This is a genomic window from Methylobacterium tarhaniae, assembly GCF_001043955.1.
Classification (GTDB): domain Bacteria; phylum Pseudomonadota; class Alphaproteobacteria; order Rhizobiales; family Beijerinckiaceae; genus Methylobacterium; species Methylobacterium tarhaniae.
Genome location: NZ_LABZ01000045.1, coordinates 1 through 25,666, shown reverse-complemented (window position 1 = coordinate 25,666; position 25,666 = coordinate 1). Strand labels below are relative to the sequence as shown.

Genomic DNA, 25,666 nt, shown 5'->3' with positions numbered 1-25,666 from the left:
GTAGCCCCTGGAGCTGCGACCTACAGGCGCTTACAAACTCGGCTTCGCTCGGCACATGGGTGATACTCGCCACCGCTACTCGCCCCGCATCGGCATCCTCTGAAGGACGACGCCCATGCCTGAATTGATCACGCCTGAATTGATCACGCCTGAACCGAAGACGGGCGACGGGATCGACGCGACGCGCCGTGCCTGGATGACGGGGGCCGGCGCCCTCCTGGCCGCCGCGTCCTTCGCCGGGACCGGTCCGGCCCGGGCCCAGCCGGCGGCTCCCGCGGGCGCTCCTCCCGGCTTCGGGCCGCTGAAGCGGATCGAGGCGGGCGACCTCAGCGTCGCCTTCGCGGAGGCCGGCCCGCGGGACGGCAAGCCGGTCCTGCTCCTGCACGGCTGGCCCTACGACATCCACAGCTACGCCGAGGTGGCGCCGATCCTCGCGGCGTCCGGCCACCGCGTCCTGATCCCGTACCTGCGCGGCTACGGCGAGACCCGCTTCCGCTCGCAGGCGACGCCGCGCAACGGCCAGCAGGCGGCGCTCGCGGCCGACGCCCTCGCCTTCCTCGACGCGCTGGCGGTCGAGCGGGCATTGGTCGCCGGATACGATTGGGGCGCGCGCACGGCCTGCATCCTCGCGGCGCTCTCGCCTGAGCGCTGCACCGGGCTGGTCTCGGTGAGCGGCTACCTGATCGGCAGCCAGCAGGCGAACGCGATGCCGCTGCCGCCCAAGGCCGAGTTGCAGTGGTGGTACCAGTTCTACTTCGCCACCGAGCGCGGCCGCGAGGGCTATGCCCGCTACACCCGCGACTTCGCCCGGCTGATCTGGGAAATCGCCTCGCCGCGATGGCGGTTCGACGACGCGACCTTCGCCCGCTCGGCCGCGGCCCTCGAGAACCCGGACCATGTCGCGGTCTCGATCCACAATTACCGCTGGCGGCTCGGCCTCGCCGAAGGCGAGGCGCGCTTCGACGCGACCGAGCGCAAGCTCGCGGCCTTCCCGACCATCGCCGTCCCGACGATCACGCTGGAGGGCGACGCGAACGGGGCGCCGCACCCTCAGCCCTCCGCCTATGCCAAGATGTTCACCGGGCCTTACGCGCACCGCACGCTCACCGGCGGCATCGGCCACAACCTTCCCCAGGAGGCCCCGCGGGCCTTCGCGCAGGCCGTGGTGGACGTCGATGCCCTCTGATCCCCGCCGGAGCGTCGCCCTGCCGCTCGCCGGCGCCGCCCTGTCGGGCCTCCTCGTCGCGGCGGCCCCGGTGGCCGGCGGGCCGGTGAAGCCCGCCTCGCCGATCTACGGCGTCACGGTGCCGGACGGCTACCGCGACTGGCGCCTGATCGCCCCGGCGCTCGAGGATGCGCCGCTCGACGAGCTGCGCGCCGTCCTCGGCAACGATCTCGCGGTGAAGGCCTACCGGGACGGCACGCTGCCGTTTCCCGACGGGGCGATCCTGGTGAAGCTCGCCTGGAAACGGACCCGCTCCGCCGAGTTCGAGCCGGCCACGGTGCCGGGCCGGGCCACCACCGTGCAGGTGATGGTCAAGGATTCCGGGCGCTACCCGCAGAGCGGCGGCTGGGGCTTCGGCCGCTTCATCGACGGCGCGCCGGTGGACGAGGCGCAGCACGAGACCTGCTTTGCCTGCCACGAAGCGCGGGTGAGGAACCATGATTTCGTCTTCACCCGTTACGCCCGCTGAGATGCCGGCGGCCGGACATGCGCCGGCCGCCCGGCTGGGCTATGGAGGGGCCATGCCTCCCTTCCGAGCCCGCTTCTGGATCGTGGCGCCCACCATCGGGGCGCTGGCGGGCCTGCTCTACGGTGCGGTCGTCGGCGGCGAGCCCGTCGTCGCCGCCATCCGGGGCATCTTCATCGGTGCGCCGCTGATGCTCTACGAGCGCGGCCTCCTCGTCCGGCGCTGGCGCGCGCTGACGCGCCGGGCCGCGACCCCGATCTTCGCCGTCGCGACGCTGGCGACCTACATCGCGATGATCGTCCTCGGCAACGCGGTCGCCGGCACGATCCTCCATCGCGGCCTCGGCCTCATGCCCGATGCCCGGAGCGCGATGATGATGTCGGAGACGGGCTTCGCCTACGCGCTCGGGATCTCGGCCCTCGCGACCTTCGTCTTCCGCGTCCGCGACCTGATGGGGCCGCGGGTCTTCGCGAGCCTGCTCGTCGGCCGCTACCATCGCCCGATCACCGAGGAACGCATCTTCCTCTTCCTCGACGTGGCGGGCTCGACGCGCTTCGCCGAGGAGCACGGCGACCTCGCGGCCCAGAGCTGGCTCGGGGCGATCTTCGCCGCCTTGGCCCTGCCGGTGCATCGCGCCCGCGGCTCCATCGACGATTACGTCGGCGACATGGCCCTGGTGAGCTGGTCGATGGACCGGGGCGCGCGGGACGCGGCCTGCCTGCGCTGCGTGTTCGATTTCATGCACAGCGTCGAGGCGGAGGCGGATCGCTGGGTGGAACGGTTCGGCGCAGTCCCCACCTTCCGCGCCGCGCTCCATTGCGGCCCGGTCGTGACCGCCGAGATCGGCCTGGAGCGGCGCAAGATCGCGTATTTCGGCGATGCGCTGAACACCACGAGCCGGCTCGAAGGCCTGGCCAAGGAGCTCGACGTGCCGGTCATCGTCTCGGGCGACCTGCTCGACCGGCTCGGGCCGCTGCCCGCCGACCTGCGCGCGGCGGATCTCGGCCTGCGCCCGGTGCGCGGCCGGAAAGAGCCGCTGCGGATCGCGACGGTCCGGGAGGTCGCGGCGGCAGGGGAGCCTGCGCGCGTCGCGGCGACGATGCGGCGGCGCTGAGCGCTCTTGCGGGCTAAACCCCCCGCATCCGGCGCTCGGCCGAGGCGACCACGCCGGCCGCGAGCGCGACGGCGGCCGCATCCTCGGCGAGCCCCCTGGCGCGACCGGGCGGCGTGCGGGAATCCGGGCCTCGCGCGGCGCGGCCGATGAGGGTGCCGGCCACGGCGCCGACGAGCCCCGCGAGGGCGCCGGCCTCCGGCGAGGTGCGTCGCCCGGCGAGGGCCCAGCCGCCGGCGGCGCCGATGACGAGCCGGGCCGCGAAGGACGGGAGGATGCGCCGGTCGGGGGCGAACGGCATCTTGTCGCCGGCCATCTCGGCCAGGGCCGCCGCCGTGGCGAGACCCCGAGCGCCCGGACCGGACGGGATGAACCCGCCGCGGGTCCGCCGCTGCGCGGCGGCGAAGGTCAGCGCGGCGCAGGCCGTCAGGCTGCGCAGCCCCGCGACGAAGCCGATGCCGAACGAGGCCCCGTGATCCCGCATGATGCCGTTCCTCCGCGCTCGCCCCGAGGGACAAGGCGCGGGCCGCGCAACGTGTTCCCGCCCCGGGACCGGGCGCGGTCCGCCCGCCGCATGTTGCAATCCCGCATCATCGCGAGGGTTTCGTGCGCCGTCGCGCCGCGGCCCGTCCGGTGAAGCGGACGGGGTTGCGGATTATTTCTGGCAGCAACACAACGGCTTGCGCTGAGGCAGGCCACCCAGTTTAGAACTGGACCTAATAAGATGAAAATGGGGCGTGGTTCCCTACGCTTGCATGACCGTAATCAAGATGGTCTCTTAATCAAGAGACAGTTTAGACGAGTTCGGAGTTGGGCATGCAGGCCATCTCGATCGATGCGCTGCATCGGGACGACGGCGTGAGGCTGCGGCGCTTCCTGACGCGCCGGCTCGGCAACCCGGTGGATGCGGCGGACGCGCATCAGGAGACCTACCTCCTGATGCTCGCGGCGCTCGCCCGGACCAAGGTCGAGCAGCCCTCCGCGTTCCTGTTCCAGATCGCCAGCAACGTCGCGCGGCGGATGCGCAACCGGCAGCGGCTGGAAGGCACGATCTTCCAGTCGGTCAGCGACGACGATTGGGCCGGCCTCGCCGACGGGCAGGCCCTTCCGGAGCGGCAGGCGATGGCGCGTCAGGACCTCAGGCGGCTCGCCGCGGCGATCGACGAGTTGCCGCCGCGCTGCCGGGAGGCCTTCCTGCTCGCGCGCATCGAAGGGCTGCCGAACGGCGAGGTGGCCGCACGGCTGAACATCAGCCGGAACATGGTCGAGAAGCACCTGATCAAGGCGCTCTTGCATTGCCGCCGCCGCTGTGGCGAACTTTTTTAGAGAGCGGACGTCAGGACGCGGACGGCTCGTCGATCATAGGGCGTAGGGCACGCATTCTCGGACCGTCCGGGCATGGGACCCGTGAGGGAGCCTGGCCGTGGCCATCAGCGACGAGACCGACGCGCGGGACCCGAACGGCGAAGCCCGGGACGATGAAGATCCGATCGACGAGGCTGCGGCCGGCTGGGTCGTGCGCCTCTCCTCCACCGACGCGACCGAGGCCGATCGCGCGGCGTTCGAGGCCTGGCACGCGGCCGACCCGGCCCACGAGGCGGCCTACGCGGAGATGCACGCGCTGTGGCACCGGCTCGGCCATCTGCCCAGCCCTGCGCCCGGCACGCGCCGGCGCCGGGCCCGGACGGGGCCGGCCTGCCTCGCTGTCGCCCTCGTGCTCGGCGCGGCCCTGGCCTACCGGGCGGGCCTCGCCGATTGGCTGCGCGCCGACCTGTGGAGCGGCGTCGGCGAGATCGGGCATGCGACCCTCGCGGACGGCAGCCGCGTCGACCTGAATACCGGCACCGCCCTCGCCCTGCACTTCACCGGCACGGAGCGCCGGGTCGCGCTCCTGCGCGGCGAGGCCGTGTTCGACGTCGCCCACGATCCGGGCCGGCCCTTCATCGTCGAGGGCGGCGGGGTCAGCGTCCGGGCGGTGGGCACGGTGTTCTTCGTCCGCGCCGACGGCGCGTCCCAGCCGGTGGGCGTCGCCGAAGGGCGCGTCGAGGTCACGGAGTCGGGCCGGCGCCTGCAGGTCTCGGCCGGCGAGGCGGTCCGCGCCCAGGCCGGGGCTGCGCCCGCGGTCGTCAAGGCGGACGTCGCCCGGGCTACGGCCTGGCGCGACGGGCGCCTGATCGTCTCCGGCGAGCGCCTGTCCGACGTCCTCGCGGAGCTCGCGCGCTATCGCCGCGGGCGCATCCTGCTGCTCGACGCCAAGGCCGGCGAGCGGCGCGTCACCGGCGCCTTCGATCCCCGCAACACCGACGACGCCCTCGACGCGCTCGCCGCGAGCCTGTCCTTGCGGGTCACCCGGCTGACCCCGCTCATGGTCCTGGTCGGCTCCCCCCTCTGAAAATTTTTCGAGAAATCGCGCGATCGGACGTCAGGAGATCGGCGCCTCGTTGATCTCAAGCGGGTGAGGGGACGAGAGCGCGCCGACGCACCGCCCCTTCCTGGCAGACGGACGAGGTGATCGGACATGGTGGCGCGGGAGCGTAGGGTTGCGTGTGGACGGCTGGCCGGGATCGCGCTCGCCGGGGTGTCGCTGCTGGCGCTGGTGCCGGACGCCGCCCGGGGGCAACCGGCGCCCGGCGCGCTGCCCGGCGGGAAACGGGCGGCCACGGCCGCGGAGACTGGCGACACGGTCGCCCTCTCGATCCCGGTCGGCCCCCTCGAACCGGCGCTCGTGCGCTTCACCGAGCAGGCCAAGGTCAAGCTGGTCTACGCCACCGACATGACGAGCACCCTGACCACGACCGGGGTCGAGGGCGAGTTCCGGCCGCTGGAGGCCTTGGGGCGGCTCCTCGACGGCACCGGCCTGGCCTACCGGAGCGTGAGCCCGTCGACCGTCACCCTGGTCAACCCGCGCTATGCCCAGCTCGGGGGACGTTCCGAGGAGACCGTGCGGCTCGACGAGATCGTCGTCGAGGGACGTCCCGCCGCCGGATCCCGCGCCGCCGGCCTGCCGCCGCCGACCGGGACTGTGGGTCAGCCCCCGCCGCCCTATGCGGGCGGCCTCGTCGCCTCGGGCACCCGGGTCGGCTTCCTCGGCAACCGCTCGATCCTGACGACGCCGTTCAACGTGAGCGGCTACACCGAGAAGCTGATCCAGGACCAGCAGGCGCGCTCGCTCTCCGAGGTGGTGCTGAACGACCCGTCCGTGCGCAACGACGCGCCGCCCTTCAGCGAGCGCGACTCCTATTTCATCCGCGGCTTCTCGGTCACCAACCTCGACGTCGCCTTCGACGGCCTGTTCTACCTCTCCAACCCGCGCCGGTCCTTCCTCGAAGGCATCGAGCGGGTCGAGATCCTGAAGGGCCCCTCCGCCCTCATCAGCGGCGGCACCGGCCGCGTCGGCGGCACGATCAACCTGATCCCGAAGCGCGCCTACGACGAGCCGCTGACCCGTCTCACCACCACCTACCTGAGCAACTCGCAGGTCTGGACCCACGCCGATCTCGGCCGCCGCTTCGGCCCGTCGAAGGAATGGGGCGTTCGCTTCAACGGCTCCTATCGCAACGGCGACACGCCGCTCGACAAGAACGCCATCGAGGTCGGCGTCGCGACGCTCGGCCTCGATTATCGCGGCGAGCAGTTGCGCGCCTCGCTCGACCTCGTCCACAACAACCAGAACATCACCGCCCCGACGTCGTTGTTCAACGCGGTGGCGCCGAACATCCCGGTGCCGCGGGCGCCGAACAACCGCCTCAACACCGCCAGCTCGCTCGAATACATCGACAGCCGCTTCAACATGGCGGCGGGCCGGATCGAGTACGACATCCTGCCCGACACGACGCTCTACGCGGCCGGCGGCGTCAGCCGCTACAACGAGGACTTCCTCACCTCGTCCTACCGCGTGACGAGCGTGACCGGCCAGGCGACCAACTCCCTCGCCATCCAGCCACAGGAAATCTCGGGCATGAGCGGCGAGGTCGGCCTGCGCGCCAAGTTCCAGACCGGAATCCTCGGGCACCAGCTCAACGTCGCGGCGGTGGGGTCGAACAACCGGAACTACCGCGGCGGCTTCACGCCGCCGACCCTGCCGGTCTTCCAGACCAACATCTACGATCCGATCCACCTGGCTCGCGGCTCGGTGAACACGATCCTGCTGCCGCGCTCCGACAGCCGGCCGCTCTTCGCGAATCTCGACGTGACCAGCGTCGGCATCGCCGACACCCTGTCGCTCGGCGGCGACCGCTTCCTGCTGACCCTCGGCGGGCGGTTCCAGGAGATCAGCCAGCAGAGCTACAACACCCGCCCCGGGCCGACCCTCGGCACCCAGGCGTCGGACTACAAGAGCGGGCGGTTCAGCCCCGCCCTCGCGGCGGTGTTCCGCGCGACCGACAACCTGTCGTTCTACGGCAACTACATCGAGGCGCTCGACCCCGGCCCGTCCCCGCCCTTCACCGCGGTCAACGCCAACGAGGTCTTCGCTCCGGTGGTGAACCGGCAAAAGGAGTTCGGCGCCAAGTACGATTTCGGCACCGTCGCGCTCACGGCCTCGCTGTTCGAGATCGAGCAGCCCAACGCCTTCACGGATCCCGGCACGAACCGGTTCTCGGTCAGCGGCCTGCAGCGCAACCGCGGCCTCGAGCTCTCGGCCTTCGGCGAGCTGACCCCGGGGGTGCGGCTGCTCGGCGGCGTCACCTTCCTCGACGGGCGGCTGGTCAGGACGGCGGGCGGCCAGTTCGACGGCAACCGCGCCCCCGGCGTGCCCGACGTGGCGTTCAACCTCTACGGCGAGGTCGACCTGCCGCCGTGGCTGGCGCCCGGCCTGACGCTCACCGGCCGCGCCATCTACACGAGCGGCCAGTTCTACAACCAGGCCAACACGCAGCGCGTCCCCGACTGGACGCGCTTCGATGCCGGCCTGCGCTACACCTTCGAGGGCGCGTCCGGAAAGCCCGTCACGGTGCGGGCCATCGTCGAGAACGTGTTCGACAACTCCTACTGGGCCTCGGCCGCCCGCGGCTTCCTGGCGGTCGGCGCGCCCCGCACGGTCATCGTCTCGGCGACGGTCGATTTCTGAGTGTCGCGCGGGATGCCCGGAGCAGGAGGGGGCGCAAGTCCCCTCCTCTTCTCGCGGGCGCAGGGGGAGGAGGGATCCGGCCCTCGTCCGGACGGCCTCGCCGTCACGGCCGTCCGGGCTGGTCGATCCTGGTCATCGCAGCGGTATCCCCGCTGCAACCGGGATTCTGATCCGTGTCTCGCAGCAAAGGACGCGCAAATCCGTTGCGTATCATCCGAGAAACGGGATTTTGTGTTTTCAGAATAGTTAAAAACTACATTATATTGCACGATATTTTGGCATATTTTCTTGACTCGTACGTGCCGTGCGGGTGATAGATCTTGCCGTGACGCAGGCCCGCACGCGATCCGCATGCGGTCCCTCGGGCCCGGCCGGTCGCCGCGATCGCAGGGCGGCGGCGTCTCGGCCGCAGACCCGACCCCGATAGTCCCGCCGGAGGCCAGAACAAGGTTTGGTCGTCATGTCCCCATCGTCCCAGAGCGTCGCCGAGGCGGCGGCCTTCCGCAGCTTCGCCAACGGCTACCTGCGCGAGATCGACCCCGGCATCCCGGTGCGCCACGCCCTGGCCGACGGCCCGCCGGCGGCCTGCGTGGAATGGAACCTGCGCAGCCAGCGCGTCGCGATCCGGGCCGAGATCGTCTCGCCCTCGCTGTGCGGCGCACAGGGCTTCGGGCGGCTCTGGACCCGCCAGCACCACGAGCCGCGCTGGCGCCTCGTCGCGCCGATGCGCGCGCTCCAGGAGCTGCTCGGCGAGGCCTATGCCCGGTGCGACGAGGGCGGGGACGAGACCGCCCGCGAGCGCGAGCTGGAGCTGCTGGGGCGCGTGCTCGACAGCTACCGCGAGACCGCCCGCCAGCTCGACCTGCCGCCGCCCGATCCGGACCAGGCGGCGAGCTTCATCGGGGCCGAGCGCTCCCTGGTCTTCGGCCACTGGCTGCATCCGACGCCGAAGAGCCGGCAGGGTCTCACGCCCTGGCAGGCGCGATCCTACGCGCCCGAGGAGGGCGGAGAGTTCCAGCTCGCGGTCTTCGCCGCGGACGCCGCCCGGGTGCGGCACGACTCGGCGATCGCCCGGTCGGCGCCGGAGATCGCCCTGGATCTCCTCGGCCGCGACGCCGCGCGCCTGCCCCTGCGCCCCGGCGAGATCGCCCTGCCGATGCATCCGCTCCAGGCCGAGGCCCTGCTGCTGACGCCGCACGTCGCCGGGATGGTGGCGGCGGGCACCTTGCGGCCGCTCGGTGCCTTCGGGCCGCGTTTCACCGCGACCTCGTCGCTGCGCACGGTCTACGCGCCGGACAGCGCCTGGATGGCGAAGTTCTCGCTTCCCGTCACCCTGACCAATTCGCTGCGGGTGAACCGGATGGCCGAGCTGGAGGCCGGGGTCGCCGTGGCGCGGCTCCTGGCGCGCAGCGGCGAGGCGGAGCACCCGGCCTTCCGGATCGTCGCCGACCCGGCCTATCTCACGCTCCACTGCCCCGATCGCCGCGAGAGCGGCTTCGAGACGGTCCTCCGCGAAAACCCCTTCCGGGGCGGCGCCGAGCGCGGCATCGCGACCCTCGCGGCGCTGACCGCCGAGCCCGTGCCGGGCCGCCCCTCGCGGCTCGAAAGCCTGCTGCGCCGGGTCGGCGGCACCGGCCTCGCCCATGCGGCGCGGACCTGGTTCAGCCTCTACCTCGACTGCATGCTGGAGCCGGTGGTCGGCCTCTACGAGCGGCACGGCATCGCCCTGGAGGCGCACCAGCAGAACGCGCTGCTCGACGTCGCCGAGGGCTGGCCGCGCCGCGGCTTCTACCGCGACAACCAGGGCTTCTACCTGTCGGAGTCCGCCCGCCCGCGCCTGCAGCGCCTCGTGCCCGAGACCGGCACCATCGCCTCGCTCTACTTCGACGACGAAGAGATCCGCCGGCGCCTCGCCTATTACCTCGTGGTCAACCAGGTCTTCTCCGTGGTGGCCCGGATGGGCCATGACGGGATCGTGCGGGAGGAGGTGCTCCTCGACGACCTCGCCCGCCGGCTGGAGACGATCGCCCGCCGCATGACGGGGTTGGGCCGGGCCTTCGTCCGCTCGGTCCTCGACGGGCCGACGCTCTGCACCAAGGCCAACCTGCGCGTCCGCCTGGCCGACCGCGACGAGCTGGCCTCGGCCGACGGCGCCGGCACCTATATCGACATGCCGAACCCGCTCCAGCGGCGGGCCGCACGGGCGACGTCCAGCCGTGTCCTGGCATCCTGAGGTGACCGCCCGGCCCGAGGCGCAAGACATCGAGGCTCCTGTCATCGAGGAATCTGCCATCGAGGAGCGCGTCCTGCGGCAACTCGCGGAGGCGGTGCTGTTCGAGGGGATGGCCGAGGCCGCACCGGGCGACCGGCGACTGTCCTGGCGGCTGGGCGAGCGCCGCTTCCGCGCCGCAGGCACCCTCGGCCCCTTCGGCCGCCCCCGCCTCGCCGCGCCGGTCGAGATGGCGCGGGCCGGAGGCGGCTGGCAGCCGGCCCCGCTCGCCGCCCTGATCGAGGCCCTGCCGGCCGGCCCGGAGCATCGCGAGCGGCTGCTGGCGGAACTCCGGCAGACGGTCGCGCTCTGCCGCTGGAACGCAGAGGCCCTGCGCGCCCCGGAGCGCCGCGCCCTGCCCTTCGGAGCGCTCGACGCGGCGTTGTGGGAGGGCCACCCCTACCATCCCTGCTTCAAGGCCCGGACCGGCTTCACCCTCGACGACCATGCCCGCTACGGGCCGGAGGCCGCGCAGGCCTTCCGCCTCGACTGGCTCGCCCTGCCCCGGAGCGCCGTGACCCTGTCGCTGCCGGGCAGCGAGGAGGCGTTCTGGCGCGCGACGCTCGGGGCGGAGTGGGACCTCCTGGGGCACCGCCTGCACGAGGCCGGCCATTCTCCCGGGTCGCACGCGGTGCTGCCGGTCCATCCCTGGCAGATGCGCCGCCTCGCGGGGACCGAGCCCCTGCGCTCCCGGCTGGCCGAGGGCGGCGCCGTGGCCCTCGGGACGGCCGGCCCGCGCTACCATGCGAGCCAGTCCCTGCGCACCCTGCACGCTTGCGACGACCCGCGGGCCCCGAGCGTGAAGCTCGCCTTGAGCGTCGTCAGCACGTCGAGCCTGCGGATCCTCGACCCGCATTTCGTCCTGACCGCGCCGGCGCTCTCGGACTGGCTGGCGGACATCGTCGCCGGCGATCCCGTGCTCGGGCGGATGGCGGTCTTGCGCGAATACGCCGCCGGGATCGCCGACCGGGACGGTCCCCTGGCGGGCCGGCTCGCGGCGATCTGGCGCGAGAGCCCGGACCTGGCGCCCGGCGAGGCCGCCGTGCCGTTCAACGCGCTCCCGGCTGTCGAGCCGGACGGCACCGCCTTCGTCGCGCCCTGGCTGGCGCGGTACGGCCTCCACGCCTGGCTCGACCGGCTGGTCGAGGTCGCGGTGCTGCCGGTCTGGCACCTCCTCGTGGCGCATGGCGTGGCGCTGGAGGCGCACGGCCAGAACATGATCCTGGTCCACCGCGACGGCTGGCCCGAGCGGGTGATCCTGCGCGACTTCCACGAGAGCGCCGAATACGCGCCGGACTTCCTGGCCGGGGTGCCGCCGGCGCCGGATCTCGGCGCCATCGACCCGGCCCATGCCGGTCCGCCGGACGACCGCTTCCACGCCATGCGCTCGGCCGCCACCCTCGCCGAGCTGGTGACCGACAGCCTGTTCGTCTTCAACCTCACCGAGGTCACCCGCCTCCTGGGGCGTTGCTGCGGGCTCGACGAGGCCGGCTTCTGGGACCGCCTCGGCCGGCGCCTGCGCCGCCACGCGGCGGAGCACGGCCTGGCGGACCGGTTCGCCCGGCTCGGCGTGGAGGCGCCGCGGCTGCGGGTCGAGGCGCTCCTCGCGCGCAAGCTCGGCCTGGAAGAGGCGCGCTGCAGCCGCCTCGTCCCCAATGCCCTCTTCCCCTCCCCTCTCACCCTCCTGCGGACAGGCTCATGATCGAGATCGACGGACGCAACGTCGCGGCGGACGAGATGGAAGCCGCCCTCGCGCATTTCGCGGAGCGCGCCGGCCTGCGGGGCGGCAGCGGCGAGCGCGTCGCGGCCCGCTTCCGCGACAACCCCTCGAGCCTCGCCTTCATCCTGGCCGCCCGCCGGGTGGGCGCGACGCTGCTGCCGATCCATCCGGCCCTGCCCAATGACGGCGCGCGGCGGCTGGCCGCCCGCGCCGGCTGCCACCGGATCTTCCTCGACGACCTCGACGGCGAGAGCCTGGACGAGGCCCCGCCCCCCGTGCCGGGCGAGGGGCACCTGCTCCAGATGAGCTCCGGCACGACCGGCGATCCGAAATGCATCGCCCGCCCCTGGCATGCGGTGGAGCGCGAGATCGAGAGCTACGTCGCGGCCTTCACCGAGCCGGAGGGGATGACCCCGGTGATCGCCTGCCCGATCACCCATTCCTACGGGCTGATCTGCGGCCTCCTCGTGGGCCTGCGCCGCGGCCGGGCGCCGGTGGTGCTCGAGACCGGCAACCCGAAATACCTGCTGCGCCGCCTGCGCGAGATCGAGCGGCCGCTGCTCTACACCTCGCCGGCCATGCTGCACACGCTCGCCCGGCTGATGCCCGAGGACGAGCGGATCCACGCGGCGATGACCTCGGGCACGCTGCTGCCGGCTCCCTGGTTCACCGCCATCCGGGCCCGGGTGACCCATCTCTTCCAGCAATACGGCTGCTCGGAGACCGGCTGCATCGCGGTGAACCCGGACCTGCAGCGGGCCGACGCGATCGGCCGCCCCCTGCCGCATCACCGCGTCCGGGCGGGCGAGAGCGCCGAGGCGCCGGCGGAGATCGTCGTCGAGGGCGAGGGCGGCACGGTGCGGACCGGCGATCTCGGCTACCGGCAGCCCGACGGCATGCTGGTCTTCGTCGCGCGCGAGAGCGACACGATCAACGTCTCGGGCCTCAACGTCTATCCGGGCGAGGTCGAGGACGTGGTGATGGCGATGCCCGGCGTCACCGACGCGGTGGCCTTCGCCAAGGCCGATGCCTTCGCGGGCGAGCGGGTGATGCTGCTGTTCAGCGCCGAGGCGCCGGTGCCGCCCCGCGCCCTTCAGGACTGGTGCCGCCGCTGGCTCGCCGGGCACCAGGTGCCGGTCGAGGCGGTGCAGGTCGGCGCGATCCCGCGCCAGGCCAACGGCAAGATCTCCCGCCGGGAGGCCGCCGAGCGCTACCGCAGCGGCGCGATGGAGGCCACCCCATGACTCTCGTCGTCGATCGGTCGAGGAACATCGCCATGGATCCCGTCGTGACGTCCGGCCTGGACCGGGACGCCGCCGTCGCGGCCATCGGCACGGTCCTGCGCGAGGAGATGAACCATCCGCATCTCGACCTGTTCGGGCCGCAGGCGCGGCTGAACGAGGACCTGTACCTCGACTCCGTGCAGGTGTTGCAGCTCATCCTGTCCCTGGAACTGAACCTCGGGCTCTCGATCCCCGAGGAGGCGATCGCGCGGCAGGACCTCTCCACCGTCGCCGACCTCGCCGCCCTCGTCGCGCGCGAGCCGGCGGCCGAGGCTCCCGCCGCACCGGAGGCGCCGTCCGACGGGGTCCACGGCGAGCTGCCCTACGACCTGAAGATCCACTGCTTCGTCAGCTGCGTCTGCGACGGGCTGAAGGCGCGCCGGATCGACCACCGGCCGTTCTACTTCCTGATCTGGGACGCCGAATTCGCGATCACCGACGATTCCCGCCTCGCCTACCACTCGGACGCCATGGACCACGAGGCGTTCCGCCACTGGTTCGAGCGGCTCTACGGCGTGCCGATCGTCCCCTGGTACGACCATTCCCGCTCCAAGGACGAGAACGTCGCGACCCTGCTCGACCTCCTGGCGCGCCGCGACCCGGACGAGAGCGTGATGGTGATGCTGGACATGTTCCACCTGCCGGAGCGGGAGAACAAGTTCAACCAGAACCCCTTCCCGCATTACCTGCTGGTGAGCCTCACCGAGGATCCCGACCTCTGGCAGGTGCGCGATCCCGACTTCCGCTGGGAGGGGCGGATCGAGCGGGACCGGATGCTGAACGCCATCCGCCAGCCGAGCGTCGCGGGCGGCTACCGGTTCGATCCGGCGCGCGCCCGCCCGCCGGCGGATGCGGATCTCGCGGCCTTCTTCGAGGCCTGCTTCGTCCCCGACGCCAACCCGCTGATCGACGCCGTCCGGGCCATCGTGGCGGCCCATGCCGAGGGGCGGGGCGGGCTGACGCTCGCCGCCCTCGGCGGGGCGTTGCGCGAGCTCCCGGTCATCACCATCCGCAAATGGGCCTACGAGCACGGCTTCGCCTTCTTCTGGCGCGCCCTGCGCTGGCCCGATGCCGGGTTCCAGCAGGTCTGCGACGAGATCGAGACCCTGGTGAACGGCCTGACCGCCCTGCACTACGCCGTCCTCAAGCTCGCCCGGACGGAGGATCCGGCGCAGGCGGCGGCCGTCATGGCCAAGCTCGACGAGCTCGACGCGGTCGAGTTCTCGCTCAAGCGCCAGCTCGCCGCCGCCTACCGGGCCTGGCACGCGGCGCACCTCCCCGACCACGGCCCGGCCGAGAAAGTCCTCCTCTCATGACCCATTCCCGCGCCATCGTCGGCACGGCTCATGCGAGCCGCTACCTGCAGCAGCTCGCCAAGCACTGGTCGCACAAGTTCGACACGGAGTTCGACGCGACGACGGCCCGGATCGCCCTGCCCCTCGGGGAGGCGCGGCTCGCCGCCGACGCGGAGGCCCTGACGATCGACCTCGCCGTCGACGACCCCGCCACGCTGCCCGACTTCCACGCCGTGATCGTGCGCCACCTCGAGCGCTTCGCCTTTCGCGAGACGCTGCATTTCGCATGGACGTGAGGGTCAAGAGAGACCTGAAGGGCAAGAGACCTGATGATCGGGACGCGGAGATCGGCATGGATGTGAACCTGCGCGCGATGCGCGAGGCGGACGCGCCGGACCTCTTCGAGATGTACAACCAGCCCGCCTTCCGGTTCGGGACCCTGGCGCTCCCGTTCGAGTCGTTCGAGGCGGTCAAGGCCTGGGCGGCGCCGCGCTCGCCGCGGGACGTCCACCTCGTGGCCGAGGTCGACGGCCGGGTGGTGGGCGCCGCGGCCCTGCGCCCGTTCTACGGCCGGCGCGCCCACGCGGCGGAGTTCTGGCTCGCCGTGAACGAGGACGTCGCGGGGCGCGGCATCGGCGCGAAGCTGCTGGCCGCGATCATCGACACCGCCGACAACTGGCTCAACGTCACCCGGATCGAGATGACGGTGTTCGTCGACAACACCCGGGCGATCGCGCTCTACGAGCGGTTCGGGTTCGAGATCGAGGGCACCCATCGGGCCGCGAGCTTCCGGAACGGCGCGTTCGTGGATGTCCACTGCATGGCGCGGCTGGGGCCGGGGATGGGGCCGCGACCGGCCCTCTCGTCCCTCCGATCCACGACCTCATCCTGAGATGCCGAAGCGTCGCGCAGGGCTCGAAGGACGCTTCCGGAATCCGTAGAGACATCCGGAAGGCCCCCCGAGGTTCCCTCCGGCCGAACGCGATCTCCGGTCGCCAGCATCTCGGGATGAGGTCGCGGATGGGATGGGCTAGGCAGATTTCGCAAAAGTGGTCGCCGGCTTTGCGACAAAAATCTGCGACCAGACAAGAACCTGAGCGGACGAAGCGTTGGCTTGCCATCGCAACTCTGCTTGGACACCGGGCCGACCAGCCCCTCACGGGAGATCCACGTTGCCGTCGCTCAAGCCGATCCGGTGCCCCATCTCGGCCCTGCTCACGGCCCTGTCCCTGGCCCTGCTCTTCGCAGGCCCCTTGGCAGGCCTCCTGGCCGGGCCCGCCCTCGCCGAGATCACCGTGCAGCACGCCCGCGGCCAGACCGTCCTGCCGGCGGTGCCGAAGAAGGTCGTCGTGTTCGATCTCGCCGCGCTCGACACCCTCGACGCCCTCGGGGTCCCGGTCTTCGGCGTGCCGGGCGGGGCGAAGCCGCCCTCCCTCGCGCAGTACAACGACTCCCGCTATCGCCGGATGGGCACGCTGTGGGAACCCGACTACGAGGCGATCAACGCGGCCGAGCCCGACCTGATCGTCGTCGGCGGCCGCTCGGGACCGCGCTACGAGGCGCTGTCGAAGATGGCGCCGACCATCGATCTCTCCAGCGACGCCGCCGATCCCCTCGGCAGCGAGCTGCGCAACATCCGGGCGCTCGCCCGCCTCTTCGGCAAGGAGGCGCAGGCCGAGGAGCGCATCGCCCGGATCCAGGCCGGCCTCGCGGCCATCCAGGCCAAGGCCGGGCAGGCCGGCACGGCCCTGTTCGTCCTCTCCACCGGGGGGCGCCTGAGCGCCTTCGGCCCGGGCTCGCGCTTCGGCCTGATCCACGGCGTCCTCGGCTTCCGGCCGGCCTCGCGCGATCTCGGCGCCGGCATCCACGGCCAGCCGATCTCGTTCGAGTTCATCGCCAAGACCAACCCCGACTGGCTGTTCGTGCTCGACCGGGATTCCGCGATCGGCACGCAGGGCCAGCCGGCGCGCCAGCTCCTGGACAACGAGCTGGTGCGGCAGACCAATGCCTGGCGCAAGGGACAGGTCGTCTACGTCGATGCCGCCAGCTGGTACCTCGCCGCCGGGGGCCTGAGGGCGCTCCAGACCACGATCGACCAGATCGCCGCCGCCCTCGACGGCGCGCGCTGAGAATGGCCCCGCCTTCCCTCCGCATCCTCCTCCCGGCCGCCCTCGTCGTCCTCGCCGCCGCCAGCCTCCTCGTCGGCGTCGGCGATGCCGGCGGACCGGAGATCCTGCTGGCGAGCCGGGTGCCGCGCACCCTGGCGCTGATCCTGGCCGGCGCCGGCATGGCGGTGGCGGGGGTCATCATGCAGCTCGTGGCGCAGAACCGCTTCGTCGAGCCCTCGACCGCCGGCACGGCGGAGTCGGCGACACTCGGCATGCTCCTCGTGACGCTCCTGGCCCCCGGCGCGCCGGTGGTGGTGAAGATGCTGGCGGCGACCGCGAGCGCGCTTGCCGGCACCGTCCTGTTCCTGCGGATCCTGCGCGCCATGCCGCTGCGCGCCCGGCTGACGGTCCCGCTCGTCGGGATCATGCTGGGGGGCGTGGTCGGGGCGGCCTCGACCTTCATCGCCTACCGCAACGACATGCTGCAATTCCTCGGCACCTGGCAGGCGGGCGACTTCTCGACCGTCCTGCGCGGGCGCTACGAGCTTCTGTGGCTCGCGGCGCTCCTGACCCTCGCCGCCTACGCCATGGCCGACCGCATCACCATCGCGGGCCTCGGCCGCGACGCCGCGATCAATCTCGGGCTCGACCACCGCCGCGTCGTCGCCGCGGCGATCGCCATCGTGGCGATGATCACCGCCGTGACGATCGCCACGGTCGGGGCGATCCCGTTCCTCGGCCTCGTGGTGCCGAATCTCGTCGCGATGGTGGCGGGCGACAACCTGCGCCGGTCCCTGCCCCTGGTGGCGGCGTCGGGGGCGGGGCTCCTCCTCCTCTGCGACGTGCTCGGGCGGGTGATCCGGTTCCCCTACGAGATCCCGGTCGGCACCATGATGGGTGTCGTCGGCAGCGCCCTCTTCCTCGTCCTCCTGCTGCGCCGGGATTCCCGCCATGCATGACGGTGCGCTCGACAGCGCTCCCGGTCGCTCGCTCGGCCGCCCCCTTGGCCGTCTTCTCGGCCGTTCTCTCGGCGCCCTCGCGCGGGTGCGCATGAGCCCGGCCCGGGTGCTGCTGCTCCTCGCCCTCGCCGCCCTGGGGCTCGCCATCGCCTTCATGACGGTGGGGGCCAATGGCCGCTGGGGCTTCGTGCTGCCGTTCCGCGGCACCAAGCTCGCCTCGTTGCTCCTCGTGGCCTGCGCCGTCGCCACCGCGACGGTGCTGTTCCAGACCGTGTCCGGCAACCGGATCCTGACGCCGGCGATCATGGGCTTCGACGAGCTCTACCGCCTGATCCAGACCGGCCTCGTCGTCGCGGTCGGGAGCGGGGGTTTCGGCGACCCGCGGCTGCGCTTCCTCGCCGAGGCCGGCGCGATGGTGCTGTTCGCGTGCCTGCTCTACCGCTGGCTCCTGGCGCGGGGCGAGCGCAGCCTGCATCTGCTGCTGCTCGTCGGCGTGGTCTGCGGCGTGCTCTTCCGCAGCCTGTCGCAGTTCCTGCAGCGGATGCTCGACCCGAACCAGTTCGTCGTGCTCCAGACGAGCTTCTTCGCCAATTTCAACACCGTCCACCCGGACTTGCTGGCGCTGGCCGCCCTCGGTCTCGCGGCGGCCGGGTTCGGGGTGTGGCGGCTCGTCGGCCGCCTCGACGTGCTGCTGCTCGGCCGCGACGAGGCCATCGCGCTGGGGGTCGATTACCGGCGGACGCTGACCCTTGTGCTGGTCCTCGTCGCGCTTCTGGTCTCGCTCTCGACGGCGCTCGTCGGCCCGGTGACCTTCCTCGGGCTCCTCGTCGCCAACCTGGCCTACCGGGTGATGCCGACCTACCGCCACGCCTTCGTGCTGCCGGCGGCGGCGCTCGTCGCGGCGATCACCCTGGTGGGTGGCCAGCTCATCCTGGAGCGGGTCTTCGCCCTGAACGCCGCTCTGTCGATCGTGATCGAGTTCCTGGGCGGCCTCACCCTGCTGGTCCTCCTCGCGAGACGCGCCCGATGATCGAGACCCGAGACCTCACGCGCCGCTACGGCGACACGGTGGTGGTGGACGGCGTCTCGTTGCGGATGCCGGAGCGCGCCTTCGTCTCGGTGATCGGGGCGAACGGCGCCGGCAAGTCGAGCGTCCTGTCGATGATCAGCCGGCTCCTGCCGATGAGCGCCGGCCGCGCCTTCGTCGACGGGCTCGACGTGAGTGCGACCCCGGGCGACGTCCTGGCCCGGCGCCTCGGCATCCTGCGCCAGGAGCACGGCGTCACCGCCCGGGTGACGATCCGCGACCTCGTCGCCTTCGGGCGCTATCCGCATTCGAAGGGCCGGCTGACGGAGGCCGACCGCGCCCGGATCGCCGATGCGCTCGCCTTCCTCGACCTCGAGCCCCTGGCCGAGCGCTTCCTCGACGAGGTCTCGGGCGGCCAGCGCCAGCGCGCCTACATCGCCATGGTGCTCGCCCAGGACACCGACTGCATCCTGCTCGACGAGCCCCTGAACAACCTCGACATGCGCCACGCCGCCGCCATGATGGGCCTGCTGCGCCGGGCCGTGGACGAGCGCGGCCGGACGATCGTGGCGGTGCTCCACGACATCAACTTCGCGTCCTGCTACTCGGACCAGATCGTGGCGATGCGCGACGGCAAGGTCGTGGCCGTCGGCCCGCCGGAGGAGATCGTGACCCCGGAGGTCCTGCGCGCGGTCTACGGAATCGACGTCGAGGTGGTGACGGTCAAGGGCTACCGGACCGTGTTCTTCTATCGGTGACCCCGCGGCGCTCATGGATCGGTGAGCGCGCGGCGCTCATGGATCGGTAAGCGCGCGGCGCTCATGCCGCCTTCGGCATCGCACCGCGGACGGTCAGGGTGTCGCCCGCCCGCGCCCCGCCGCGCGCCCGCGCTCGGCGGCGTCGCACAGGGCGGCGGCCGCCAGGGCGACCCGGTCCGGCACGTCCTCCTCCGAGCCCCACCAGATCGTCTCGCCGCTCGCCATCCGGGCGTAGCGGGCTTGGCCGCGGATTCCGACCTCGACGACCCGTCCGAGGCGCCCCGACTTGCGTCCGACATCCATGGTTGCTGCTCCCGCACGCTGCCCCACGAGCGAACGCCGAGGTCGGCACCGGGTTCGAGCGGGGCCGTACGGGATCGCATCCCCGCCGGGAAAGCGGCCCTTTCCGGTCCTGTCGTGGCCTGTGCCCGACGCGCGGGCGATCCGGCCCCGCCTGCCTATTCACAAGCTTAATCCCCACCTGTTCCGCCGGCCCGGCGATTTTATCTGCTGGTTGTTCGATCCAGCCGATTGACCTTGGATCGACCGGCGCCCATCACAGGAGCGTGTGATAAATTGGAATAAAACATGGACGACGCAACCTCCCTCACCTCCCCTCTGATCGAGCTGACGAGTGACATCGTCGGCGCCTACGTCTCGAACAACAACGTTCGGGCGGCAGATCTACCCGGCCTGATTGCATCCGTGCACGCGTCCCTCGTCGGCATCGGCCAGCCGGCGGCCGAGCCGGAGGAGGACCACAAGGTCAGCCCGGCGCAGATCCGGAAATCCGTGACGCCGGATCACATCACGAGCTTCCTGGACGGCAAGCCGTACAAGAGCCTGAAGCGGCACCTCACGACGCGCGGCTTCACGCCGGACGAGTACCGCCAGAAATTCGGCCTGCCCTACGACTACCCGATGGTCGCGGCCAATTACGCGGCCCAGCGCTCCGAACTCGCCAAGAGCCTCGGCCTCGGCCAGATCCGGCGCGAGCGCGCCGCCGCGAAGGCGCAGGCCGAGGCGAAGCCCGAGCCGGCCGCTCCGGCGCGCCGCGGCCGTCCGCGGAAGGCCGAGGCCGCCGCCGAGGAGTAAGGGACCGGTCCCGCCGCGACCTCGGCGGGACGGGTCGGTGGGCAGCGGGGCGGCGGCCGGCACCGTCATGGTCCGGGTCGGGGGGGCGGTGCCGAGGCGCGCGGGTGCCGCCCCCGCTGCCGGTCCCGGCGGTGGCCGGGACCTGGATCGGGCCGATGCGCCCGGGCATCCGTCGACGGATCGGCGCTTGGCGCAGCGCCCTCCGCCGGTCATCCTCGGGCGACGCAAGGCCCGGCCGCGAGGCGGCCGGCGCGCCCGGGAGGATCTCGATGCCGGCTCACGACAGCACGCCCTATCGGACGCAGAACTGGACGGTGACGAAGCCGGTCGCGTCGGGCCGGGACGGCATCGTGGTGGCGCAGAACCGCGAGGCCGCCGAGGCCGGAGCGGCGATCCTGGCTGCGGGCGGCAACGCCGCCGACGCGGCCTTCGCCACCGCCTTCGCGCTCGCGGCGGTCGAGCCCTGGAACAGCGGGCTCGGCGGCATCGGCTTCGCGCTGGTGCTGCCGGCCGGCGCCACCCGGGCGACCGTCGTCGATTTCGGACCGGTCTCGAGCCGCAACACCCGGGCCGCCGACTATCCCCTCACCGGCCGGGAGAAGCGCGACCTGTTCACCTGGCCGGAGGTCGAGGGCGATCGCAACGTCCACGGGCCGCTGTCGTTCTGCATCCCCTCGGCGGTGGCGGGCTACGCCGCGCTGCACGAGGCGTTCGGGACCGGCCGCCCGGTCGCGGACCTCCTGGCGCCGGCCCTCGCCCTGGCGCGGCGGGGCCTTGCCCAGGACTGGTACACCACCCTGAAGATCGCCTCCTCGGCCTCGGTGCTGCGGCTCTACGAGGAGAGCGCGCGGATCTACCTGCCGGGCGGCCTGCCGCCGGTCCCGCCCTACCAGGGCACGCCCGGCTTCCTGCCGCTCGGCCGCCTGGCCGAGACGCTGGAGCGGCTGGCGGATGGCGGCCTGCGCGACTTCTACGAGGGCGGGATCGCCCGCGACCTCGCCGCCGACATCGCGGCCCTCGGCGGCATCGTGGATCGGGAGGACCTGGCCCGCTGCCGCGCGGTGCTCCGCGACGCACCGACGATCGCGTGGCGCGACGACCACCTCGTCCACACGGCGGGCGGGCTCACCGCGGCGCCGACGCTCGCCGACGTCGTCGCCGGCATGGCGGATGTCGCCCTCCCCCGCCCAGGCCCGGACGCCGCCTGGTTCTCCGCGCTCTCGACGGTGATGCGCGACGCCTATGCCCGCCGCCTCGCGGGACTGGGCGCAGCGGGCTCGGGCGAAGCAGGCTTGGGCACGGCCCTGGAGCCGGGCGACACCTGCACGACGCACCTCACCGTCGTCGACCGGGACGGGATGCTGGTATCCGTGACGACGACGCTGCTCTCCTCGATGGGCAGCCGGGTCGTGCTGCCGAAGACCGGGGTGCTGATGAACAACGGCGTGATGTGGTTCGATCCACGCCCCGGCAGCGCCAACCCGATCGCCGCGGGCGCGCGCCCGCTCTGCAACATGTGCCCGGTCATCGTCACGCCGCGGACCGGCGAGGGCCCGCGCCTCGCCGCCGGCGCGTCGGGCGGGCGGCGCATCCTGGCGAGCGTCTACCAGACCCTCGCCTTCCTCCTCGATTTCGGCATGGAGGCGGGCGCCGCGGCCCACAGCCCCCGCATCGACGTCTCGGGCCCGGAGGGCACGAGCGCGGATGCCCGCCTCCCGCAGGAGGTGCGCGATGCCCTCGCGGCGGCGGGCCCGCTCACGGTGGTGGAGCACGGCGTCCTGCCGATCAACTTCGCCTGCCCGAACTTCGTGCGGCTGGAGAGCGGCGAGGCCACGGGGTGCAGCGACGTCGCCTCGCCGTGGTCGGCGGCGGTGGCGGCAGGGTAAGGTCCGCATGCCGCGTGGTGGATGCTCTCGCGTCCTGCACCCGCGATCGAAAGCACTGAGCCTGACGCCGGGCTTTGCCGCCGCTCACCGGTGCGGGGGCCCGCCCTGCGTGCCGGGAGCGAGCGCGGATCGAGGGATCGGCTCCCTGTGGCATCCGCTCAGCGGCTGCGGCAGTTCGGGCCGTACCAGGTCATGGTGTTGCGATCCATGCCGCCGGAGATGGATGCTCCGCAGACGGGGAACGACTTGTCGCCGCTGCGCTGGATGCTGAGGACCTTGTAGAGTTCCTGCTGCGCCTCGCGCTGGCGGTTCTGTTCGGCGAGTTGCGCCCGGGCCTGCATGTCGCGGTTGGCCTGGATCTGGGTGCGCTGCTGGCTCAGGCCCATCATGCACTGGGCAAAACTGTCCGTCGCCGTCTCGAACCCGAACTCGTAGCATTGCCGCTGATCCATCGCACGCTGCTCCTGCGGGGTCACGCAGGCGGAGAGCGCGAGCGCGCAGCCCGCGGCCAGGCTCAGGCGCGCGACGTTCGCGAGGATGCGTCCGCCGCGGCGTTCGGCGAGCCGGTCGCTGTTCTGCCCGGGCCGAAGGCCCGTCAAGGTGTCGTCTTCACGCGCCTGGAGGCCGTTCTCTAGGGCGGGTGTCTCTTGGGCGGGGGTCTCTTGGGCGGATGTCGTCGTCATGAGCGTGTTCGCCTCGCTGTCCATGCGCACGAACATCCGAGCAGCGCCGGAACACGGCCTGTACCGGGTCGCTCAAATTGTCCCTATCCCTGAGGGCGTGTGCGGAGCCGCACCGCGATCCCCGCTATCCCCGTCCCGCTCCCTCGCGGCAATGCAGGTGGTGGTGAGCCGGGACGGCGTCGCTCCGAAAGCTGGCCCAGCCGATCGAGGCTCTCGACGGGGTCACGAGCGGCGCCGGACCGATTTCGGGGGCCCTTGCGCGCGACACCCTGGCCCCTGTCGCCATCGGCCCCGGCCGGTCAGCCCGCGTCCCGCGTGAACATCAAGCCCGCCTCGCGAAAACCTCCATCGACGTTGAGGGTGTGGCCGTGGATGTAGCGGGCCTCGTCCGAGCACAGGAACACGGCGGCATCCGCGATCTCCTCCGGCGTGCCGTAGCGGGTCATCGGAATCCGGGCGGCGTAGGCGGCCCGGGTCGCCCGGTCGTGCATCGCCTTGGCGATCTCGGTCTCGATCGCGCCCGGCGCGATGTTGTTGACGTTGATGTTGGCGTGCGCGAGCTCCACCGCCATCACCTTGGTCAGGAGCTCGAGCCCCGCCTTGGCCGAGCCGTAGGCCGCCCGGCCGTTGCCGCCGCGCTGGCCCGACAGCGAGGCGATGTTGATGATCTTGCCGCCGCCGGTGCGCACCATCTCGCGGGCGCAGGCCTGCGCCACCATGAAGGCGCCGGTGAGGTTCACGCCGATGATGCGGTTCCAGTCGGCGAGGCTCGTCTCCAGGAACGGCGTGTTGGCGCCGATCCCCGCATTGTTGACCAGGATGTCGACGCGGCCATGGGCCGAGAGGATCGCCGCCATCATCGCGGCGACCGAATCCGGATCGGCGACGTCGACGGTGACGGGCATCGCCGACTCGCCGAGGGACGCGGCGGCCTCTGCCGCGCCCGCCCCGTTCAGGTCGGCGACGACGACCGTCGCGCCCTCGCGCACGAAGGCGGCCGCGACGGCGAAGCCGATGCCCCGCGCCGCCCCGGTCACGAGGGCGACCTTGCCTGCGAGCCGCTGCGTCATGTCGATCTCCTCACGTCCATCGCCTCACGAAGGGGTGCGGCCGCCCTGCTTGACGGCCAGGAAGAAGTCGGGACGGCCGACCTGGCCGCCCTTGAGCGCCAGTTCGAGCCCGTCGAGGGGCGTGTCGGCACCGTGCGCGCGGCAGAGCGGCGAGCCCGGATCGAGGGGGCCGAGCGCGGTGAGCGCGTCGATCCCGAGCTGCATCGCGGCGTGGCCCGACGTGTCGCCGCCGGCGATCACCGCCCGGGTCAGGCCCGCCGCCAGCACGATCTCCCGCAGGGCCCGCCCGAGCCCGGCCCCGAGCCGCTCGCTCGCCAGAACCGGATCGAGATGCGCCGCCGCGACCGCCTCCCGCAGGGCGGCGACGGCCGGGTCGTCCGGGCCGGTGGCGCTGTAGACCAGGGGATCGCGGCCCTCGCCGAGGGCCCGGGCCGCCGCCTCGGCCGCCCGGCCGATCTCCCGGGCGAAGGCCGGCTCGTCGACCACGAGGCGGGCATCGAGCCGGATGCCGGCGAAGCCCCGGTCGAGGGCGTGGGCGATCTGGCCGGCCGTCGCCGGCGAGACCGAGCCGGACACGGCCGCGATCCGCTCCACGGAGGCGCACCGGGAGACCGGCGGCTCGGCGGGCAGGAGGCCGGCGGCGCGCCAATACGCCACGAGGGCGGCCTCGACCCCCTGCGAGCCGACCGCGAAGACGGGGCGCCCGCCCCGTTCCCAGATCAGCCGGCCGGCCTCGGCCAGGGTCTCGGCATCGAGCACGTCGAGGGAGACGATCGCCGCGCCCGCCTCTCGCGCCCGGGCGAGCGCCGCATCGCCCTCCCCCCGCTTCATCGCCACGAAGTCGACGAGGCCGACCGGCAACGCCGTCTGGCGGGCGAGGTGGCGGCCGAGATCCGCCTCGTCCATCGGCGTGACCGGGTGGCGGGCCATGGTCGGGTGGCGGTCGAGCCGGTAGCCGGTTCCGCCCGCCATCGCGAAGAGGTGGCCGAAGCTCTGGTAGCGTCCCATCCCCGGATCGGCGACGACCATCGGGGTCCAGTCGCCGGAGAAGACGTCTCGGCCGATCTCGGCGGCCCGGCCGATCGAGCCGACATGCGGCGCCGAATCGAAGGTCGAGCAGGCCTTGTAGTGCGCGACCGGCGCCTCGAGCGAGGCGAGGAGCCGGAAGGCGGGGGGCAGCTCCCGGTCCATCCAGGACGGCGGCTGGGAGCGGGCGATTCCGGCGATGCCGATGGCGCGGGCGCCCGCGAAGGCCTTCAGGCGGTCCGCGCTCGGGGCCGCGAGGAACAGCACGGTCTCGAGCCCGGCGAAGGCCAGCACCTCCATCGCCGCCGAGGAGCCGGTGAAGTCGTCGCCGTAGAAGGCGACGAGGGGGCCGTCGGGGAGCGGGCGACGATTCCTGGACCCTGCGCTCATGCCGCGCCCTCCAGCGCCTGCGCCAAAGCCGGATGGGTGCGGGCGTGGTGGCCGAGCGGGATCCCCGCCACCGCCGCCTCCCAGGCCTGGCGCAGGGCCGCCACCCCCTCGCCGGGCCCACCCGGATGGGCGACGATGCCGCCGCCCGCCGTGACGATGAGGTCGGTGGAGCCGAGCGCCGCGTAGGTGCCGGGCGCCTGCCGCACCGTCTGGCCGGAGGAGAAGAC

At 72.5% G+C, this 25,666-nt stretch carries 24 protein-coding genes; 18 read left to right on the top strand and 6 right to left on the bottom strand.

The features are described 5' to 3' along the window. Positions 1 to 115: 115 nt before the first annotated feature. From VQ03_RS07935 to VQ03_RS07925, 3 genes are read left to right on the top strand one after another with little or no spacing between them, the layout of a single operon-like run. Positions 116 to 1,186, top strand: coding sequence for an alpha/beta fold hydrolase (locus VQ03_RS07935; protein ID WP_048450337.1), 1,071 nt, complete (start codon positions 116 to 118; stop codon positions 1,184 to 1,186). Further along, a complete protein-coding gene (locus VQ03_RS07930; RefSeq protein ID WP_048450336.1) occupies positions 1,176 to 1,694 on the top strand; it encodes a cytochrome P460 family protein in 519 nt (172 codons plus the stop codon). The genes VQ03_RS07935 and VQ03_RS07930 overlap by 11 nt, the downstream gene beginning before the upstream one ends. A gap of 52 nt (positions 1,695 to 1,746) precedes the next feature. Further along, the gene (locus tag VQ03_RS07925) at positions 1,747 to 2,805 is read left to right on the top strand and encodes an adenylate/guanylate cyclase domain-containing protein (RefSeq protein ID WP_048450354.1); all 1,059 of its coding nucleotides are present in this window, start codon (positions 1,747 to 1,749) and stop codon (positions 2,803 to 2,805) included. 13 nt (positions 2,806 to 2,818) lie between these two features. Here VQ03_RS07925 and VQ03_RS07920 read toward each other — a convergent pair whose 3' ends face one another. Then, the gene (locus VQ03_RS07920; RefSeq protein ID WP_048450335.1) at positions 2,819 to 3,286 is read right to left on the bottom strand and encodes a hypothetical protein; all 468 of its coding nucleotides are present in this window, start codon (positions 3,284 to 3,286) and stop codon (positions 2,819 to 2,821) included. Between the two features lie 332 nt (positions 3,287 to 3,618). Between VQ03_RS07920 and VQ03_RS07915 the strand changes: the two genes are divergently transcribed. The 13 genes from VQ03_RS07915 to VQ03_RS07860 all read left to right on the top strand — a co-directional run bounded on the left by VQ03_RS07915 (position 3,619) and on the right by VQ03_RS07860 (position 19,289). Further along, positions 3,619 to 4,128 carry an RNA polymerase sigma factor gene (locus VQ03_RS07915; RefSeq protein ID WP_048450334.1) on the top strand — a complete coding sequence of 170 codons (510 nt, stop codon included), beginning with the start codon at positions 3,619 to 3,621 and terminating at the stop codon, positions 4,126 to 4,128. Positions 4,129 to 4,225: 97 nt separating this feature from the next. Next, positions 4,226 to 5,194, top strand: coding sequence for a FecR family protein (locus tag VQ03_RS07910; protein WP_048450333.1), 969 nt, complete (start codon positions 4,226 to 4,228; stop codon positions 5,192 to 5,194). 126 nt (positions 5,195 to 5,320) lie between these two features. Further along, positions 5,321 to 7,870 (top strand): TonB-dependent receptor, encoded by a 2,550-nt coding sequence (locus tag VQ03_RS07905; RefSeq protein ID WP_157064009.1) that lies wholly within the window; start codon positions 5,321 to 5,323, stop codon positions 7,868 to 7,870. A gap of 460 nt (positions 7,871 to 8,330) precedes the next feature. Further along, positions 8,331 to 10,103: an IucA/IucC family protein gene (locus VQ03_RS07900; RefSeq protein ID WP_048450332.1), complete on the top strand. Its 1,773-nt coding sequence runs from the start codon at positions 8,331 to 8,333 to the stop codon at positions 10,101 to 10,103. Then, the gene (locus VQ03_RS34530) at positions 10,087 to 11,841 is read left to right on the top strand and encodes an IucA/IucC family protein (protein WP_245292002.1); all 1,755 of its coding nucleotides are present in this window, start codon (positions 10,087 to 10,089) and stop codon (positions 11,839 to 11,841) included. Before VQ03_RS07900 ends, VQ03_RS34530 begins: the two co-directional genes overlap by 17 nt. Then, positions 11,838 to 13,103, top strand: coding sequence for an AMP-binding protein (locus tag VQ03_RS34525; protein ID WP_167376065.1), 1,266 nt, complete (start codon positions 11,838 to 11,840; stop codon positions 13,101 to 13,103). Before VQ03_RS34530 ends, VQ03_RS34525 begins: the two co-directional genes overlap by 4 nt. A gap of 56 nt (positions 13,104 to 13,159) precedes the next feature. Further along, entirely contained in the window at positions 13,160 to 14,458 is a 1,299-nt protein-coding gene (locus VQ03_RS07890) for a DUF6005 family protein (RefSeq protein ID WP_425350039.1), read from the top strand. After that, positions 14,455 to 14,733, top strand: coding sequence for a DUF2218 domain-containing protein (locus tag VQ03_RS07885; protein ID WP_048450330.1), 279 nt, complete (start codon positions 14,455 to 14,457; stop codon positions 14,731 to 14,733). Before VQ03_RS07890 ends, VQ03_RS07885 begins: the two co-directional genes overlap by 4 nt. A 56-nt stretch (positions 14,734 to 14,789) precedes the next feature. After that, on the top strand, positions 14,790 to 15,329 hold the full coding sequence (locus VQ03_RS07880) for a GNAT family N-acetyltransferase (RefSeq protein WP_048450329.1): 540 nt from the start codon (positions 14,790 to 14,792) through the stop codon (positions 15,327 to 15,329). A 280-nt stretch (positions 15,330 to 15,609) separates the two neighbouring features. Continuing rightward, on the top strand, positions 15,610 to 16,566 hold the full coding sequence (locus VQ03_RS07875; RefSeq protein WP_157064008.1) for a siderophore ABC transporter substrate-binding protein: 957 nt from the start codon (positions 15,610 to 15,612) through the stop codon (positions 16,564 to 16,566). Positions 16,567 to 16,568: 2 nt separating this feature from the next. Next, positions 16,569 to 17,504, top strand: a complete 936-nt coding sequence (locus tag VQ03_RS07870; RefSeq protein ID WP_048450328.1) for an ABC transporter permease — start codon at positions 16,569 to 16,571, stop codon at positions 17,502 to 17,504. 91 nt (positions 17,505 to 17,595) lie between these two features. Next, complete coding sequence (locus VQ03_RS07865) at positions 17,596 to 18,534, top strand: iron chelate uptake ABC transporter family permease subunit (RefSeq protein ID WP_048450351.1); 939 nt, start codon at positions 17,596 to 17,598, stop codon at positions 18,532 to 18,534. Further along, positions 18,531 to 19,289 carry an iron ABC transporter ATP-binding protein gene (locus VQ03_RS07860; RefSeq protein ID WP_048450327.1) on the top strand — a complete coding sequence of 253 codons (759 nt, stop codon included), beginning with the start codon at positions 18,531 to 18,533 and terminating at the stop codon, positions 19,287 to 19,289. Before VQ03_RS07865 ends, VQ03_RS07860 begins: the two co-directional genes overlap by 4 nt. Before the next feature lie 93 nt (positions 19,290 to 19,382). Here VQ03_RS07860 and VQ03_RS07855 read toward each other — a convergent pair whose 3' ends face one another. Then, on the bottom strand, positions 19,383 to 19,592 hold the full coding sequence (locus VQ03_RS07855) for a hypothetical protein (protein WP_048450326.1): 210 nt from the start codon (positions 19,590 to 19,592) through the stop codon (positions 19,383 to 19,385). A 285-nt stretch (positions 19,593 to 19,877) separates the two neighbouring features. Between VQ03_RS07855 and VQ03_RS07850 the strand changes: the two genes are divergently transcribed. Continuing rightward, the gene (locus tag VQ03_RS07850) at positions 19,878 to 20,384 is read left to right on the top strand and encodes a Ros/MucR family transcriptional regulator (protein ID WP_048450325.1); all 507 of its coding nucleotides are present in this window, start codon (positions 19,878 to 19,880) and stop codon (positions 20,382 to 20,384) included. Between the two features lie 269 nt (positions 20,385 to 20,653). Continuing rightward, a complete protein-coding gene (locus VQ03_RS07845) occupies positions 20,654 to 22,270 on the top strand; it encodes a gamma-glutamyltransferase (protein ID WP_048450324.1) in 1,617 nt (538 codons plus the stop codon). 158 nt (positions 22,271 to 22,428) lie between these two features. Here the strand turns inward: VQ03_RS07845 and VQ03_RS07840 are convergent, their stop codons facing one another. The 4 genes from VQ03_RS07840 to VQ03_RS07825 form a co-directional block, all read right to left on the bottom strand. Continuing rightward, positions 22,429 to 22,977 (bottom strand): hypothetical protein, encoded by a 549-nt coding sequence (locus tag VQ03_RS07840; protein WP_245292001.1) that lies wholly within the window; start codon positions 22,975 to 22,977, stop codon positions 22,429 to 22,431. A gap of 275 nt (positions 22,978 to 23,252) precedes the next feature. Beyond that, a complete protein-coding gene (locus tag VQ03_RS07835) occupies positions 23,253 to 24,023 on the bottom strand; it encodes an SDR family NAD(P)-dependent oxidoreductase (RefSeq protein WP_048450323.1) in 771 nt (256 codons plus the stop codon). A gap of 24 nt (positions 24,024 to 24,047) precedes the next feature. Next, on the bottom strand, positions 24,048 to 25,439 hold the full coding sequence (locus tag VQ03_RS07830) for a four-carbon acid sugar kinase family protein (RefSeq protein WP_048450322.1): 1,392 nt from the start codon (positions 25,437 to 25,439) through the stop codon (positions 24,048 to 24,050). Beyond that, positions 25,436 to 25,666: RuBisCO large subunit C-terminal-like domain-containing protein (locus VQ03_RS07825; protein ID WP_048450321.1), on the bottom strand; the 231-nt coding region annotated here is incomplete at its 5' end. The genes VQ03_RS07830 and VQ03_RS07825, both read right to left, overlap by 4 nt.